The sequence below is a fragment of the Priestia abyssalis genome (genome assembly GCF_002019595.1).
Taxonomy (GTDB): Bacteria; Bacillota; Bacilli; order Bacillales; family Bacillaceae_H; genus Bacillus_BA; species Bacillus_BA abyssalis.
In genome coordinates, this window is sequence record NZ_KV917369.1 from 2,280,622 (window position 1) to 2,295,654 (window position 15,033).

The 15,033-nt window shown below is 42.3% G+C and carries 18 protein-coding genes and 1 other RNA gene; 16 read left to right on the forward strand and 3 right to left on the reverse strand.

Going from position 1 to position 15,033, the window contains the following annotated elements; translation table 11 throughout:
- Positions 1–29 precede the first annotated feature (29 nt).
- Both ssrS and rpmG read right to left on the reverse strand, forming a co-directional pair.
- Positions 30–209, reverse strand: a non-coding RNA gene (ssrS, locus tag BK575_RS10560) — 6S RNA.
- Between the two features lie 207 nt (positions 210–416).
- Positions 417–566 (reverse strand): 50S ribosomal protein L33, encoded by a 150-nt coding sequence (gene rpmG / locus BK575_RS10565; RefSeq protein WP_028395497.1) that lies wholly within the window; start codon positions 564–566, stop codon positions 417–419.
- A gap of 193 nt (positions 567–759) precedes the next feature.
- On the opposite strand from rpmG, the gene BK575_RS10570 reads away from it, so the two are divergent.
- The 5 genes from BK575_RS10570 (at position 760) to BK575_RS10590 (ending at position 5,871) form a co-directional block, all read left to right on the forward strand.
- Positions 760–1,314: a copper resistance CopC family protein gene (locus BK575_RS10570; protein WP_078410341.1), complete on the forward strand. Its 555-nt coding sequence runs from the start codon at positions 760–762 to the stop codon at positions 1,312–1,314.
- 5 nt (positions 1,315–1,319) lie between these two features.
- The gene (locus BK575_RS10575; RefSeq protein WP_078410342.1) at positions 1,320–2,417 is read left to right on the forward strand and encodes a copper resistance D family protein; all 1,098 of its coding nucleotides are present in this window, start codon (positions 1,320–1,322) and stop codon (positions 2,415–2,417) included.
- A 251-nt stretch (positions 2,418–2,668) separates the two neighbouring features.
- Positions 2,669–3,559 (forward strand): ATP-binding protein, encoded by an 891-nt coding sequence (locus tag BK575_RS10580; protein ID WP_078410343.1) that lies wholly within the window; start codon positions 2,669–2,671, stop codon positions 3,557–3,559.
- Between the two features lie 11 nt (positions 3,560–3,570).
- Positions 3,571–5,487, forward strand: a complete 1,917-nt coding sequence (locus tag BK575_RS10585; RefSeq protein ID WP_078410344.1) for a vWA domain-containing protein — start codon at positions 3,571–3,573, stop codon at positions 5,485–5,487.
- A gap of 150 nt (positions 5,488–5,637) precedes the next feature.
- A complete protein-coding gene (locus BK575_RS10590; RefSeq protein WP_078410345.1) occupies positions 5,638–5,871 on the forward strand; it encodes a DUF2187 family protein in 234 nt (77 codons plus the stop codon).
- 26 nt (positions 5,872–5,897) lie between these two features.
- On the opposite strand, the gene BK575_RS10595 is transcribed toward BK575_RS10590, so the two are convergent.
- Positions 5,898–6,707 carry a CAP domain-containing protein gene (locus tag BK575_RS10595; RefSeq protein WP_235867362.1) on the reverse strand — a complete coding sequence of 270 codons (810 nt, stop codon included), beginning with the start codon at positions 6,705–6,707 and terminating at the stop codon, positions 5,898–5,900.
- Between the two features lie 220 nt (positions 6,708–6,927).
- Here BK575_RS10595 and BK575_RS10600 point away from each other — a divergent pair, with 220 nt between their 5' ends.
- The 11 genes from BK575_RS10600 (at position 6,928) to BK575_RS10650 (ending at position 15,002) form a co-directional block, all read left to right on the forward strand.
- A complete protein-coding gene (locus tag BK575_RS10600; protein WP_078410346.1) occupies positions 6,928–7,212 on the forward strand; it encodes a hypothetical protein in 285 nt (94 codons plus the stop codon).
- Between the two features lie 92 nt (positions 7,213–7,304).
- The gene (locus tag BK575_RS10605) at positions 7,305–7,766 is read left to right on the forward strand and encodes a 2-thiouracil desulfurase family protein (RefSeq protein WP_078410347.1); all 462 of its coding nucleotides are present in this window, start codon (positions 7,305–7,307) and stop codon (positions 7,764–7,766) included.
- A gap of 280 nt (positions 7,767–8,046) precedes the next feature.
- Positions 8,047–8,298 carry a hypothetical protein gene (locus tag BK575_RS10610; RefSeq protein WP_078410348.1) on the forward strand — a complete coding sequence of 84 codons (252 nt, stop codon included), beginning with the start codon at positions 8,047–8,049 and terminating at the stop codon, positions 8,296–8,298.
- A gap of 93 nt (positions 8,299–8,391) precedes the next feature.
- A complete protein-coding gene (locus tag BK575_RS10615) occupies positions 8,392–8,790 on the forward strand; it encodes a GNAT family N-acetyltransferase (protein ID WP_078410349.1) in 399 nt (132 codons plus the stop codon).
- Positions 8,791–9,528: 738 nt separating this feature from the next.
- Entirely contained in the window at positions 9,529–10,341 is an 813-nt protein-coding gene (locus BK575_RS10620) for an ABC transporter substrate-binding protein (RefSeq protein ID WP_169907726.1), read from the forward strand.
- A gap of 11 nt (positions 10,342–10,352) precedes the next feature.
- On the forward strand, positions 10,353–11,009 hold the full coding sequence (locus BK575_RS10625) for an amino acid ABC transporter permease (protein ID WP_139368015.1): 657 nt from the start codon (positions 10,353–10,355) through the stop codon (positions 11,007–11,009).
- Positions 11,010–11,021: 12 nt separating this feature from the next.
- Positions 11,022–11,783, forward strand: coding sequence for an amino acid ABC transporter ATP-binding protein (locus BK575_RS10630; RefSeq protein ID WP_078410351.1), 762 nt, complete (start codon positions 11,022–11,024; stop codon positions 11,781–11,783).
- A gap of 139 nt (positions 11,784–11,922) precedes the next feature.
- Positions 11,923–13,212 carry an NAD(P)/FAD-dependent oxidoreductase gene (locus BK575_RS10635; RefSeq protein WP_078410352.1) on the forward strand — a complete coding sequence of 430 codons (1,290 nt, stop codon included), beginning with the start codon at positions 11,923–11,925 and terminating at the stop codon, positions 13,210–13,212.
- Complete coding sequence (locus BK575_RS10640; protein ID WP_078410353.1) at positions 13,199–13,477, forward strand: (2Fe-2S)-binding protein; 279 nt, start codon at positions 13,199–13,201, stop codon at positions 13,475–13,477. The genes BK575_RS10635 and BK575_RS10640 overlap by 14 nt, the downstream gene beginning before the upstream one ends.
- Entirely contained in the window at positions 13,474–13,776 is a 303-nt protein-coding gene (locus BK575_RS10645; RefSeq protein ID WP_078410354.1) for a 2Fe-2S iron-sulfur cluster-binding protein, read from the forward strand. The genes BK575_RS10640 and BK575_RS10645 overlap by 4 nt, the downstream gene beginning before the upstream one ends.
- Complete coding sequence (locus BK575_RS10650) at positions 13,773–15,002, forward strand: NAD(P)/FAD-dependent oxidoreductase (RefSeq protein ID WP_169907729.1); 1,230 nt, start codon at positions 13,773–13,775, stop codon at positions 15,000–15,002. The genes BK575_RS10645 and BK575_RS10650 overlap by 4 nt, the downstream gene beginning before the upstream one ends.
- Positions 15,003–15,033: the final 31 nt, after the last annotated feature.

The window sequence follows — 15,033 nt, forward strand, 5'->3', positions numbered from 1 at the left end:
TTTATTGGTCGTCTCATAAGTTAAATGAAAACACCCCGCTCTGTCGTAACTCAAAGTGTCTCAAAACCCGCACTCGCAGGTGGGCGTTCGCACAACCGCTTTTAACGTCCCTAAATCCAAGGGCATGTTATCGGCAGTTGAATATTGGACTCCCTTATTTATCACATCGGTTTGAGACAACAGCGAGCATACGAGCATCGCAGGTATGTACGGCATGTCTTCACCATCCGTAAAGTTTACTTAGAGTGAAGAGCTATTGTATATATCGCTTGTATAATTATCATATCGAAAGCAAAGCCATTTGGCAAGAGGCGGAAAATTCCATTTTAAGGAATTTGATGATTGTCTAATCCATAACAACATCAGCCTGTTAAAGCTGGAAAATAAGCTCTAACAGGCCTTGTCATGAAGCTGGATTACTTTGTTTCACGATGAATGGTATGTTTCTTTAAACGAGGGCAATACTTTTTTAGTTCAATTCGGTCAGGGTTGTTTCGTTTATTTTTTGTTGTGATATAATTGCGATCACCTGATTCTGTGCATTGCAAAGTAATATTTACGCGCATATGTAGGTCTCCTCTCAAATCGTAATTGTTACGATTTGATTGTATGTTAGATTAAATGGGAAGTCAATAGGGAATAAAATTATAAGAAAACTCCAACTCTTTTTCGTTTCACACTTTTCACACATTTTCATGATATATTTGGTAAATGTGGAGAAAATACATAACTTAATTATGATTGAAAGGAGCTTAATATATGAAAAAAATGATAGCACTCATTACCGTCTTTTTCTTCATCCTAACTAACCAGGCATTTGCCCATACTGCTTTGGAAACTTCTATACCAAAAGATGGAGACATTATTCAAGAATCAATGCAGGAAATCGTATTGACATATGCAACAAAAATTGAAAATGGAAGCACGTTTGAACTAAAGAATTCCACAAATGAAGTTGTTGATGTAAATATCACCATCGAAAACGACGTCCTAAAAGGGGTAACAGCTGAACCTCTTCCAAATGACCAGTATACATTGGATTGGAACATTATCGGAGCAGACGGCCATCCGATTAAAGGATCAATCGCATTTCAAGTTGATGTGTCTGATCAAGCAGCTGAAGAGCCTGCAAAGGAAGAAATGAAACAAGCGAAAGAAAGCAACGTGGATCAAGCGCCGGCGACGGAGGAAAATGAAGTCGTTGAAGAACAAACAGCAGATGAATCAACATCATCCTTTCCAATCGTTCTTGTTGCGATTTTAGCGGCCATTGCCATTGGCAGCCTCTTCTTTTTACGAAAAAGAAAGGGTTAAATACAATGTTTTATGCCACAGTGGTTAGCGAAGCACTTTTATATTTTTTCTTTTCGATTTTAATGGGTTATTTCATTTTGCAAACAAGGCCGGTACAGCAGCGGCCGGACATTTCGATGCCGCCTGCTTTTTTGTATCTGGCAATCGTCGGGATTCCGGTTTTGTCCTTTTTTCCGATTTTGCGCATTGCTCTATTTTTAAGTGAACAAATAGGGTTTTCGTCCACGCTGGGATCTGTTTTGGGGACATTTGAAATCGGGCAAGCTTGGCTGCTGACAGCTTTGCTCACTCTTTTGCTGCTCATGTTTACATTCATTGCTGTCAAGCAAAATAGAACGAAATTATTTTACATCTCTATTATTTGTATGATATGTCTAGTTCTTGCGGTCGGATGGTCGAGTCATGCAAGCTCACTTTCATTTTGGAAAGGGTTTGTCGGGCACACGCTTCACTTTTTAGCGGTTATCATTTGGACCGGCATTTTATTGAATGTTGCCTTTTTTGCGAAAGACTCTACAAACTGGGCGGCATTTCTGAAATGGTTTACCCCGCTTGCCGTTGGATGTGTCATCATTCTGTCGATTTCAGGATTTATCATTATGGACACGATTGTTCCATACGAGCAATACGCGGACATATGGCTTGTGTCTTATGGGCAAACCTTGCTGTTTAAACATTTATTTTTCATACCGATTCTGCTCTTTGCCGTCATGAATGGCATATTGGCCAAAAAAGCGGTGAGAGAAGGGGAAGGATTCAAGCCATTGCCATGGCTAAAAGCAGAGGCTTTACTGTTACTGATTATTTTTGCACTAACAGGCTTGTTGGGACAGCAGTCTCCGCCGCATGACTTGGAAACAGCGTTAAGAATGGAAGGAGCCTCTCCAATTTTTGATGGCCTCTACAGCGGGACGATTCCCACGGACATGAACGTTGAGTTGGATGGAAATGCACTATCTCTCGCCTTTGGAATGACGGCAGTCGTCTTCGCATGTTTGATGATGGTGTTCTTTTTAAAAAGAGCTTCAGCGGCCGCGGCCTTTCTATTTAGTCTCTTATTAGTGGTGGCTTGCTACGCGAGTCTCATGTATAGTGTGCAGTAAAGAGTATTTTGGCTTTCTATAATAAGCTTCCCGCGTTTTTAACAATGTTCTTGATTTTTTATCCTATCTATGATTTTCTGTTCTTTTATATTGTATAAGCGGCTGGCAAGAACCCGTAAGGGAGCTTGCCAGCCGCTTATGCGTAAATCTGTTTTTTATCCCATGTCGAATGATTTATGTGGATTTATATAGTAGAATACATAAGTGGACTAATTGGACAACGAGAGAGAGAGAAAGAAAGGATTGTTTTTATGGCATTCGATTTAAACGCATTATCATTACCGGAGGAAATTAAATCATTACTTTCAAATAGAGCGGGCGCTCAGCTGTCTGCTGCAGATGAAATGCTAATTGGAAAAGGCGGCTATAAGGCAGCTGAGGAAGAGGTTTTGACCGATGCGGTCATCGCATTGGCTCTAGGGAAAAATGTCTTGCTGAAAGGCCCGACCGGTTCGGGGAAAACGAAATTGGCAGAGACATTGTCGGCGATTTTTCAGCAGCCGATGCATTCCATCAACTGTTCCGTGGACTTGGATACAGAAGCCCTGCTCGGTTTTAAAACGATTGGTGAACGTGATGGAAACACGACCATTGAATTTGTCGCAGGTCCTGTCGTTCAAGCGATGAAAAAGGGCCATCTCCTATATATTGATGAAATCAACATGGCAAAACCTGAGACACTTCCGGTTCTTAACGGGGTGCTCGATTATCGCAAAATGATTACGAACCCATTTACAGGAGAAGTGGTGAAAGCTTCCGCCGGATTTGGCGTCGTCGCAGCCATCAACGAAGGATATGTCGGAACCGTCCCGTTAAACGAAGCGCTGAAAAACCGATTTGTCGTCATTGAAGTTCCGTATATTCAAGGGGAAAGTTTAAAAAGCGTATTAACTTCCCAATCACAATTGAAAGACGAGGCGTTAATAGAGAAATTTGTGAATCTTTCTTCTGACTTGATTATTCAAGTACAAAACGGGCAAATTTCGGAGGAGGCGGCATCGATCCGTGCTCTTATTGATACGTGCGACCTGGCTGTTTACTTGCCGCCAATGCGTGCAATCCAGCGCGGAATTATTGAAAAGCTAGAAGATGAAAGGGAAAAGGCAGCCATTCGAAACATTGCGGAAACGCTGTTTGAGTGAGGTTGTAAACAATGAGATTTATTAAATTTAACGATAAAAATATCGACTCCTTTTTATTTATGGAGCTTGCCGATTTGGCTAAAACGCTGACAAAGCAAGATGAAATCCAGGTGGAGTATGCCTTTAAATCGTACTATGATCCCTTTGCAGGCAAAGTATTTGTGAGCCATTTTTGGGATAACCGGCCCGCACATGAAATGATCGCCGGTTTGAAGACAGATGTGTTTCTTCGCAGCATCGGGAGTTATCGGCATACTCATTTTAAAGAAATCGGCTCTTTTTTAAAGCAGGCAGGAAAGCTGTCTGTATCAAGCTTTGCCAAACAGCTTCTGATGGTGTGTGAAGATTTGCGTCTTGAAGAGCTTTGCAAACGAGAGCGTCCAGGTACGAAAAAAGCGTTTGCCTTGCGGAGAGATGTGTACCGGAAATATTTTCACGATCAGTTGAATGTGAACCTTGTCAAAAGTGTTCAGACCGATGCCTTTTTTAACGGTTTGTACCTTTTGTTGACAACCGATAATCCGTTTGAGGAAATTCCATCGATTTCTGATCCGATTGACCGGGTCTTGCCATATGTACGCAATCAATTGACAAAGGTGTATGAAGCGAAAGCGACACAGGATTTGACGAAAATGGTCATGGAGATTGCAGATGTGTTAGATGAAGTGCTGGAACGTGATATGCTCAATATGTATTTTCATTTGCCCGAACTTGATTATGATGAGTGGGAAGAGGGGCTGACGTTTGATGACCTTAAGCGTCAAGCGAAGCTTGAGAATGATGATTCGCTCGGAAAAATCCAGAAAGGCGATGAAGACATTCATGAAAATGATATGCCAACGCATCACCGTGAAACGAGCAGAGCCACCAAGAGCTTTTTACAATTTGATATTGAGCACGGCTCCAAAACCGATTTAATGGGTGAAGGCGGACGTGAAGGAGAAGACGGTGACCAGGCTCTTGGAATGGTCCAAGGAGCTGCAAGGAAAAGTAAACAAAATGACTATTCTCACATGGAAGCGATGGAAAGCAACCGTGATGAGGAACAGGGCGGGGGCGAGAGCGAGTTCGGGAAAGACAATAAATATGCCTACCCTGTTTTTCAAACACCGGACGTGCCGGGTCCTGAGCATGTTCGCGGTTATGAAGAAAATAAAAAAGCGATCGCTCCATATCAAAAGAAATTGAAACAAATGATTGAAAAAACGTTAGAACATAAAAAGACCTTGCCGCGAACAGACTTGCATTTCGGCCGTTTGAATAAAAAACTTCTTCGTCTTTTTACGGATGAAAATCCAAGGCTGTTTTTTAAAAAGCACCAGCCATCTATTGAAATTGATGCTGTCTTTTCGCTGCTTGTCGATTGTTCCGGCTCGATGTTCGATAAAATGGATGAAACGAAATTAGGGATCACGTTATTCCATGAAGCGTTATCTTCTGTACGTGTCCCGCATGAAGTCGTCGGCTTTTGGGAAGATACGAACGAGGCAACAGAAACAAAGCAGCCGAACTACTTTAAGACGGTCATTGATTTTACGTCTTCTTTAAAACGAAAAAGCGGTCCTGAAATTATGCAGCTTGAACCGGAAGAAGACAATCGGGATGGGTATGCGATCCGTCATATGACGAATCGATTGCTGAAGCGTTCGGAAACCCAAAAATTTTTACTCGTCTTTTCCGACGGAGAGCCCGCTGCAATGGATTATGAACAAAATGGGATCATCGATACGCATGAAGCGGTATTAGATGCGAGAAAAAAAGGGATTGAAGTCATCAATGTCTTTTTATCCAACGGTTATATTGATGAGGGCCAGCAAAAAACGATTCAAAATATTTACGGAAAATACAGCATTCTTGTCCCCAATGTGGATGAACTGCCGGATGTATTATTCCCGCTATTAAGGAAGTTGCTTCAAAAGAGTATTTAGCGAAAATGGCCGGCTTTTTTATGTTCCTTTGTATTGGCTATCTTGCTTCCTTATATGTCAATATAAGGATGGACAGAAACTACACAAAATCGAATGAATGAAGGCTGAGATAACAAAACTAACAAGGAACCAACGAAGGAGAGATGATATATGGCACAAGAGCTTCTGCAGGAAGAAACAACACAGGAAAAAGAACCGAAAAAAGTGAAGGCAGCGCAAGTTGGCGACACGATTCAGTTTAAACAAGGAGAACGAAAAGGCGAAAAAGCGAAAGTCATCGTTGTCCGTGAAAACTCGGTTATCGTTGAAGTTGGAAAAAATCCCAATACGGGTGAACCAATCCGTACTGTAGTCAATCACAAAAATTATAAAAGAGTAAAATGAAAAGGCGTGGGATATCCCACGCTCTTTTATTTAGCAATGAATTCTTGAGTCCAATAGCCTTCACTTGTTGTATGGCCTACTCCGATGTGAGTAAAGCTGCCGTTTAAAATGTTGGCACGGTGGCCGGGACTGTTCATCCAATCAGTTACCACTTGCTGGGCGGATTGCTGCCCTTTTGCAATATTTTCACCAGCAGTTCTATAAGAGATGCCAAATGTTTTCATCATATCAAAAGGAGAACCGTAAGTCGGACTTGTATGAGAAAAATAGTTATTCTCTAGCATATCTTGCGCTTTCTCTTGAGCCATATTTGCTAATGTCGTATCTATTTGCAAATCAGGGGCTCCATTTTTTCGGCGCTGTTCGTTTGTAAGCTGAACGACTTGCTGGATCATCCCATCACCTGCAAATGTGGATGGCGTTTGTTTAGGAGGTGAAGGCTGAGCCGTTTCTGGTGTTGGCGGTGCTGCAGGAGAAGGAGCTGCTTGATTGAAATCGGCATTTCTATCCAACATGCCGGTATTTTGATCGAAATTTGGAGTTCTATCCATCCGATTATTATCTGGAACATTAGTGAAACCCCTTTGAGGCCGATAATAATTCTGATTTCCGTAATAACCGACTGGTTCTCCTGTTATGCCATTATTTACACGATTATTTTCTGTTCGATAAGCAACAGGTTCTCCGGTAATGTAGCCATTCTTCGTATTGATAACCTTTTTCGTATCAGGTGTTTGTGTCATTTGATTTTCGTTCGCTGCATTGTTACATCCGCTTATGACAGATAAAGCAAGAGCGAAAGTCATCGCTGTTTTCGCCATATATGAATTCTTCATTATTTTTACCCCTTTATATTTTCTGTAGTTGTCATCTTTCGACAATTATAGTGTTCCTTTTAATCAATAAGGCACCCTTGGAAAATTGCACATACTATGTCACTTTCTTTTGTGATGGAGTTTGGTATTAAGACTTTCAAAAAGATTTTCCACATAAATGGCGCTGGATTGGAGCAGGTTAATTTTGGTTGCCATTTTATTTCTCAAGGAGGAAACGCGGATGCAAAACGCACAACGAGTGTTAGAGCAGGCGAAACAAGCGCTTCAACAGGCGCTGCAAAACCCGCAGCTGGCACAGGAACAACTGCAGCAAGTAGCTCAAAATCTCCAAGATTGTATCGGTATGACACAAGGAGATAAGGCTATCATGCTTCAAAATGCCTATAATGCTGTACATAATGCGTGCAATGCGGCGAAGCAGCCCGAGAATATTCAAGCTGTCCATAGTTCTTATGAAGAAGCTGTCCGCGCTTGTGAACAGGCGGAAGGCCGTATAAATATGTAAGAAAAAAGCCCAGCCAATAAGCTGGGCTTTTTTCTATTCCCTCGCTATACTTAAAGTAAAAGAAGAATTTCTAAAGGGGAGAACGAGGAAAAATGAAATTAATAAGCGCTTGTTTGACAGGCTGTGAATGCCGATATGACGGTAAATCCAATACAGTACAGAGCTTTGTGGAAATGGTAGAGCAAGGGGAAGCTGTCTTCATTTGCCCTGAACAAATCGGCGGTTTATCCACTCCGCGGCCTCCTGCTGAAATTGTAGGGGGAGACGGAGAGGATGTATTGGACGGAAAAGCGAAAGTAATCACAAACACAGGAGAAGATGTGACAAGCAAGTTTATAAAAGGAGCCTATGAGGCATTGCGAGCAGCAAAGCTTGCCGGGATAAAAGAAGCGATTTTGAAAGAGTCCAGTCCATCATGCGGATCGGCGAAAATATATGATGGAACTTTTTCGGCCTGTAAAGTGACGGGGAATGGAGTGACTGCTGCATTGTTGAAGCGGAACGGAATTCATGTATCGTCAGAGGAAACGTATAAGCTAACCTCTTCATCATAAAATATGCCTGCTTCCACTATCCGTTCATCAAAACTTGTTTCAAAAACCACGCATAAAGAGCACGAATTTTCGGAGGAACTGGCTGATGGCGGGGAACGAAATGAAGCAATTCAATATCAGCGAAGAAAATAAGGAGGCTTTCCTAAATTTTCAATCAGTCATCAAAAGTACAATCCGTTAAAAAGTTATAGAGGTTTGCAAGTTTTCCATAACAGAGCTTTTCATAATGATGGATAAAATCGGATACGCTAATCATATACATCATAATGAGGTGAGATGAATGGATGCGAACTATTTAGATGGCGATGTTTTAGGAGCGGCATTGACCTTCATCAATGATGATGGACAAGAGATGAGATATTCCGTGCATGATATGTATGAAATAAACGGGAAAAAATATGCAATTTTAACGGGGCCTGAGCATGATACGGTCATGGAGTTAAGGGGAGACGGTCATGAACATTATTTTGTCCATGTTCATCAGCATGAAGCCGATCATCTTTTACAGTCATATCGACAGTATTATAGATGAATCAAAAGAGGATGTTTCCTTTATGGGAATATCCTCTTTTTCGTTCATTGAGTAAAGTGTATACTGAAAAAAATGGAAAAGGGAGAGAGAACAATGAGTATCGTGTATAAAATCAATCAAAGGATTGCACCTGAACAATTGGCAGAGGTGTTCCAAAACTCCGGAATACGACGCCCTGTAGATGATTTGCCCCGTCTGGAGCAAATGCTGGAGAAAGCGGATTTGCTTGTAACAGCATGGGATGGCGATAAAGTGGTTGGAGTTGCCAGGGCATTGACGGATTCTGTGTACTGCTGTTATTTATCGGATTTAGCCGTAGACAAGAGTTATCAAAAACAAGGAATTGGTAAAGAGTTGACAGCGTTCATTCAACGTGAAATCGGCGATGCGGTAACACTCATTTTAATTTCTGCTGAAGGAGCGATGAGTTATTATCCTCGCATCGGCTTGGAAAAATGTGAGCGGGCATTTATCGTTCCGAGAAAGCAATGATTTTTCAGTTGCACGTGGTGTAAGGAAAATGATTCTTTTAATCGGATGAAACGAGCTGGATAATATGAGGGTATAAATGGGAAAAAGAGGATTTATAACGAATCAATTTAAAATATTCTAAATATTTTAAATTTTATGTTGACTATATAAAAATAGAAAAATATAATTAATTATGAAAAATATCCCAAAACAGGTCTGAAGATTCATTTTGAAGAATGAGATTACTTGTTAAATAATTAAGAAGAAAACACCCACAAGAACGTTTGGTTAAAATGAAGTGGGAAGACAACCTCTTCCCATGGTCTCATTAAAGCCGGGCAAACATGAACACGATTTAAGAATGTTTAAGCGAACATTCTATTTGGTGATGCATGATTTTGCTCGGCTTTTTTTATACGTATTAAACTATGTGAAAATAGTTTTGATAATTGTAAGGGAGCGGCTAAAAGAAGGATGGAGAATTAAAAGCTCTATATTTAATTAAGTATATAGTAGAAAACAAAAGTAACGTGCTCATATAACCGTAGAGGTGGTGATGAATAGGGAGAAAAGGTGAAGGGGGTTCTTGTAAAAGCAGGTGGTGATGGGAACATCATATGACTTCTACATATTTAACGTGAAATCATGGGGCTCAAAGAAGGAGGGTCACTCACGTAAAGGTGGATGGCCGAAAAAAGAAAAAGATAGAATGGGTTTTGTTTGAAAAAGCATGGTCAAAAAGTGAAAAGAGGGATGAGAATGAGAAAATGGATGAGTATCTTTATGGCAATTGTGGTGGTCATAATGCTGACGGCATGTGGAAGCAAAGAAACAGCCAGCGGAGGGGAATCCAAAGAAGGAACGAAAGGTGATAATGTACTAGCCCGCATTCAAGAAGAAAAAGCCATCAATATCGGGATTGAAGGGGTATATCCTCCGTTTAACTATCATGATGAAGAAGATAAATTAGTAGGTTTTGATGTTGATATCGCAAACGAGCTTGCATCGAGAATGGGAGTCAAGCCGAACTTCGTCGAAACACCATGGGATACGATTATCGGCGGATTGCTTTCTAAAAAATATGACATTATCCTTTCTAGCATGGCCATTACGCCTGAACGCCAGCAAAAAGTAGATTTTACAGATCCGTATTTTCATACAGGAGCACAAGTATTTGTGAACGAAGGGTATGACGGAATAAAAGATCCCGAAAAAGATATAAAAGGGAAAAAAATAGCCGTAGCGATCGGTACGACGTTTGAAGCGAAAGCGACAGAGCTTGGTGCTCAAGTGTCAAACTATAAGAGTGATTTGCTCACGTTCCAGGACCTTGCGGCAAACCGGGTGGAAGGTGTTATTACAGATAAAGCGGTAGGGGCTCGTATCATTAAAGAAAATGGATATCCATTTAAGCCGGTTGGAGATGTCCTTTTTGAAGAAGCGGCGGGAATTTCTCTTAATAAAGGCGAAGATGAGCTGAGAGAAGAAATCAACAAACATTTAAAAGAAATGAAAGAGGACGGCACATACAAAGAAATCAGTATGAAATGGTTTGGTGAAGACATTCGTTAAGAGGTGATACGATGCTGGATTTTTCCTTAGTTACTGATTTTGTTCCTTTTATGTTAAAGGCGACAATCGTCACGCTCGAACTTTCTGTCGTCTCCATTATTGTCGGGTTGGTGTTAGGATTATTTATCGCACTAATGAAAATTTCCAATATTAAACCGCTCGAATGGATGGCGGACTTTTATATTTGGATCATACGCGGAACGCCGATGCTAGTTCAATTATTTCTTGTGTATTTTGGATTGCCGCAATTCGGCATTGAACTGTCGCCGTTTGTTTCTTCTGTCATTGCTCTTGGAATGAATGCCGCTGCATATATTGCAGAAATTTACCGCGGCGGCATCATGTCCATTCCGAAAGGGCAGATTGAAGCTGCCCAATCATTAGGAATGCGTTATACAGGCATCATGAAATTAATTGTACTGCCGCAGGCGTTTCGAGTAAGCGTTCCGGCCCTTGGAAATCAGGCTGTCATGATGTTAAAGGATTCATCTTTGGCATCTCTGGTGACGGTTTCCGAGTTAATGATGGTCTCGCAGCGTTATGCTTCGACAAACTATGCTTTCATTGAATTTTACATCGCGGCAGCTGTGCTGTACCTGTTCTTAACAACGATCTTTACGTTTATCCTAAATAAAATCGAACTTCGTTTATCTGTAAGCGAGCAGTAGGAGGTGGCTGTGATGGAAGTTCAAGCCATTAAAGCAGAAAAGGCAGAGACCATTATTCAAATTGAAAATCTTCACAAAAGCTTCGACAAATTAGAAGTGTTAAAAGGAATCGATTTGACGGTCAACAAAGGAGAGGTAGTGGCCCTGATCGGTGCCAGCGGTTCAGGGAAAAGTACGCTGCTTCGCTGTTTGAATCGCCTTGAAACGATATCGGACGGAAAAGTTATCATTGATCAAATTGTGATGGATGATTCGGTCAAAAACATCAGTAAAATCAGGCAAGAGGTAGGCATGGTGTTTCAACAGTTCAATTTATTCCCCCATATGACCGTATTGCAAAACGTGATGGTCGCTCCGATTCAAGTATTGAAAAGGAAGAAGGAAGAAGTGGAACAAGAAGCGATTGCCTTACTGGAAAAAGTCGGCCTTGCTGATAAAAAAGATGTTTACCCGAAGAAGCTGTCAGGCGGTCAGCAACAGCGTGTAGCTATTGCAAGGGCGCTTGCCATGAAACCGAAAATCATGTTGTTTGACGAACCGACATCCGCCCTTGATCCGGAGCTTGTGGGAGAGGTGCTGCAAGTGATGAAACAGCTGGCACAAGAAGGGATGACGATGGTCGTCGTGACTCATGAAATGGGCTTCGCACAAGAAGTGGCAGACCGGGTCGTATTTATGCATAATGGAAAAATTGAAGAACAAGGAGACCCTAAAGTCATTTTATCGAATCCGACAAGCGAACGGTTATCCTCCTTTTTGCGTATCGTTAAATAGAGAATTATGCTGGTTTTCCATAATAGGATGAGAAGAAGCGATGTACTAAATGATTAAGAAATGACTCTGTAATAGAAGCGTTCACCTCTGCGATGAACGCTTCTGTCATGGAGAAAAGGTCTAAGGGGGATAAGCGAAGGTGGCGGAAGAACGAGACCGGTTAACATTGCTCAGTTTGGATATGAAAAAGGAATCGCAAAGAGAGGCGATCGAGGCAAAGAAACGATATGAAATATTAAAGCAATACATGGATTGCAATCGTTATTCTCATGAGCGGAAACATCATATCGTCATCGTTGGCGGAGGGATTGTTGGACTAATGTGTGCGTTTTATATGCGGCGTCAAGGTTTTCAAGTGACTGTGATCGAAAAGAAGTCATTTGGAGGAGGCGCTTCCGGGAGAAATGGGGGCGGAGTGCTGGCAATGGGACGGGAATTGGCAGAAATTCCGTTTGCCCGTTTGTCCATTGAATTATGGGAAGCGCTTTCTTCATTTGGAATCGACACAAAGTTTGAACAAAATGGTCATTTGATGGTGGCGAGAAACGACTATGAATTGGAGAAGCTCAAGAAGGCAGCCCAGCTATATACGTTAAGCGGTTTGAAGACAAATGTGTTATCTCAGGAGGAAGTACAGGAGGTGCTTCCTGATATCAGAGCACAAATGGTCGGGGGAATCTTCAGCTCCATTGACAGTCAGAGCTATCCTTTCACTACTGTGGCAAGCCTTCTCAAGGTCTTGAATAGAGACAGTGTGGCCCTGTTAAGTCATACGGATGTGACGGGGTTTGAAACGATAGGCTCACGCATCAGAAAAGTGAAGACCGATAAAGGGAACATTGGCTGTGATACCGTTGTTCTTTGCACGGGGCCATGGACGAGCGAGGTGGCGAAATATCTACATATGGATATAACCATTACACCGCGACGCTCGCAAATCATGGTGACCGAAATCGTCAAACAAAGAAGAATCCAACCCTTTGTATCAGGAAACGGGCTTTATTTAAAGCAAAGCCATGCCGGAAATTTACTGTACGGCGGGGGCGGTGCCTGGGAACAAACGGGTTTTGAAACAGCAAATACAACGTTTGCTATTCAGTTATTAACAGAGCGATTTTTAGAGTTGTTCCCATCTTATCATTCAAAGCAGTTATTGCGGGCATTTGCGGGAACAGTTGAAATTACGCTTGATCACCTTCCGTTTTTTGGAAGGATAGGTAAGTATGAAAACAGCTATATATCAGCCGGCTATAATGGGCATGGTTACGGAATGTCAGCGGTGATGGGAAAACTGCTTTCGTGTCTGATTACTGACCACGAGACAGGAAACGTTCAAGTCGATGACATTGAAGAGTTGCTGTCATTCATTTCTCCAAAACGGCTGCAAACAATGAAAGTGATTGGGGGAGTGCCGTATGAGCCGCAATGATGTCATTATTTGCCGGTGTGAAGAGGTTAATTATGGTCAATTGAAAGAAGCGATAGCAAACGGAGCCTGTACATCTCAGGAACTAAAAATGGCCACAAGAGCAGGGATGGGTATGTGTCAAGGGCGCGTATGCCGTACCCTGCTTGAAACAATGGTACGGGAACGGAATGCAGGGATCCAACAGATACCAAGCAAGCTGACGATTCATGCTCCCGTACGTCCATTGCCATTGTCCATGGTAACAGGAAAGGGGGGAGGGAAATGAGAATATTTCAGCACCCCATTCTTCCCTCTGTTTCAGGTAAAGAAATCACCTTTGAATTTAACGGACAAGTCATTAAAGGAATGGAAGGTGACACTATCTCCTCCGCACTATGGGCAAACGGGATCAAGACATTGCGAACCACCGAAAAAGGAGGGGGCGGCCGGGGGATTTACTGCGGCATCGGGCATTGTTACGATTGCCGCATCTATGAAAAAACATTCGGGATGGTCCGGGCATGTGTGACCCCAATTAAACAAGGAGCCTGTTTCTTTTCAGAAGAAGGAGAGGGAAAGCATTGAAAGTAGAGGTTGCAATTATAGGAGGCGGTCCCGCAGGATTGACGGCTGCAAGGGAAATCGGAGAAAGAGGGGGATCGGCCGTTGTCATCGATGATCATCCTAAACCAGGAGGAAAACTGCTTGGTCAGCTGCATGAAGAACTAGTAAGCGGGACATGGCGGAAAGGCTATGAACAAGCAGAACAGCTAGTGCAGCGAGCATTAGCTGCGAATGTAAAAATCCTTTCCGGCAAACAAGTGTGGGCATTGGAAAAAGGATGGAATGTATTTGTATCGGACGTTCACCAACAGTATTCCAACGGATTCGTGATTGAAGCGGAAGCAGTTTTACTCGCCACCGGTGCTGTGGAAAAGCCGGTGCCGATACCTGGATGGACGCTGCCTGGAGTTATGTCCATCGGTGCGGCACAAGTATTGACGAATGTATATCGGATCAAACCTGGTCAAAAAGCGGCGATTGCGGGGATTGATATTTTATCACTCAGCATAGCAAGAGCGATGAAACTAGCGGGAGTGGATGTAATTGGATTGTTTATGCTTTCGAAAAATGAGTTTACCAAAGAAGCGGCTGTTCCTTATCAATTGATGGATTCACTTAAATCCTTCACTCATCATGCCCCTTCCCCGCTGCTTCGTATGGGAGGACACTTATTGAAAACAGAAAACGGACGCAAGATAGCCTCCGTTCTTTATCCGCCATGGGGGTTTAAAGTATGGGGAATTCCGGTTCATTTCCGCCGCTCCCTTATTGGGATTGAAGGGAAGAATGAGGTGGAGCAAGCAGTTTTGACAAAAATTGATTTTAAAGGAGATGCTGTCGGTCTTCCTTATAAAGAATCAGTTGATGTTGTTTGTATATCGGGAGGACTGTCACCTCTTTATGAGCTGGCGGTTAATACGGACTGTTCATTTGCATACCTTGACGGATTAAATGGTATGGTCCCCCTCCATGATGAAACGATGGAAACGAACGCGGCCGGTTTATTTGTTGCAGGAAACATCACCGGTATTGAAGGGGCAAAAGTGGCGATGGCCCAAGGCGTAGTTGCAGGAAAAACGATTTGCCGAAAAGTAGGCATCGGTCGTGTCCAGGAACAAGAAATAATAAAGGCTATTGATGACGTAAAAAGAGCGAGGCGTGAAGCGGACATTCAATTTCATCCCTTCATTTCTGAAGCGAGAGACGAATTGCAAAAACTATGGCAGGAGGCTGTCTTGAAAACATAGAAACTATGCTTATCAGCCAGCCTCTTAAAAT

Excerpts from the sequence above, each read along its gene's own strand:
- BK575_RS10575 (WP_078410342.1), top strand. The coding sequence starts at position 1,320 with ATGTTTTATGCCACAGTGGTTAGCGAAGCACTTTTATATTTTTTCTTT.
- BK575_RS10610 (WP_078410348.1), top strand. The coding sequence starts at position 8,047 with ATGGATGCGAACTATTTAGATGGCGATGTTTTAGGAGCGGCATTGACC.
- BK575_RS10630 (WP_078410351.1), top strand. The coding sequence starts at position 11,022 with ATGGAAGTTCAAGCCATTAAAGCAGAAAAGGCAGAGACCATTATTCAA.
- BK575_RS10595 (WP_235867362.1), bottom strand. The coding sequence starts at position 6,707 with ATGAAGAATTCATATATGGCGAAAACAGCGATGACTTTCGCTCTTGCT.
- BK575_RS10605 (WP_078410347.1), top strand. The coding sequence starts at position 7,305 with ATGAAATTAATAAGCGCTTGTTTGACAGGCTGTGAATGCCGATATGAC.
- BK575_RS10585 (WP_078410344.1), top strand. The coding sequence starts at position 3,571 with ATGAGATTTATTAAATTTAACGATAAAAATATCGACTCCTTTTTATTT.
- BK575_RS10620 (WP_169907726.1), top strand. The coding sequence starts at position 9,529 with ATGAGAAAATGGATGAGTATCTTTATGGCAATTGTGGTGGTCATAATG.
- BK575_RS10625 (WP_139368015.1), top strand. The coding sequence starts at position 10,353 with ATGCTGGATTTTTCCTTAGTTACTGATTTTGTTCCTTTTATGTTAAAG.
- BK575_RS10645 (WP_078410354.1), top strand. The coding sequence starts at position 13,474 with ATGAGAATATTTCAGCACCCCATTCTTCCCTCTGTTTCAGGTAAAGAA.
- BK575_RS10600 (WP_078410346.1), top strand. The coding sequence starts at position 6,928 with ATGCAAAACGCACAACGAGTGTTAGAGCAGGCGAAACAAGCGCTTCAA.
- BK575_RS10580 (WP_078410343.1), top strand. The coding sequence starts at position 2,669 with ATGGCATTCGATTTAAACGCATTATCATTACCGGAGGAAATTAAATCA.
- BK575_RS10615 (WP_078410349.1), top strand. The coding sequence starts at position 8,392 with ATGAGTATCGTGTATAAAATCAATCAAAGGATTGCACCTGAACAATTG.
- BK575_RS10590 (WP_078410345.1), top strand. The coding sequence starts at position 5,638 with ATGGCACAAGAGCTTCTGCAGGAAGAAACAACACAGGAAAAAGAACCG.
- BK575_RS10640 (WP_078410353.1), top strand. The coding sequence starts at position 13,199 with ATGAGCCGCAATGATGTCATTATTTGCCGGTGTGAAGAGGTTAATTAT.
- BK575_RS10570 (WP_078410341.1), top strand. The coding sequence starts at position 760 with ATGAAAAAAATGATAGCACTCATTACCGTCTTTTTCTTCATCCTAACT.
- rpmG (WP_028395497.1), bottom strand. The coding sequence starts at position 566 with ATGCGCGTAAATATTACTTTGCAATGCACAGAATCAGGTGATCGCAAT.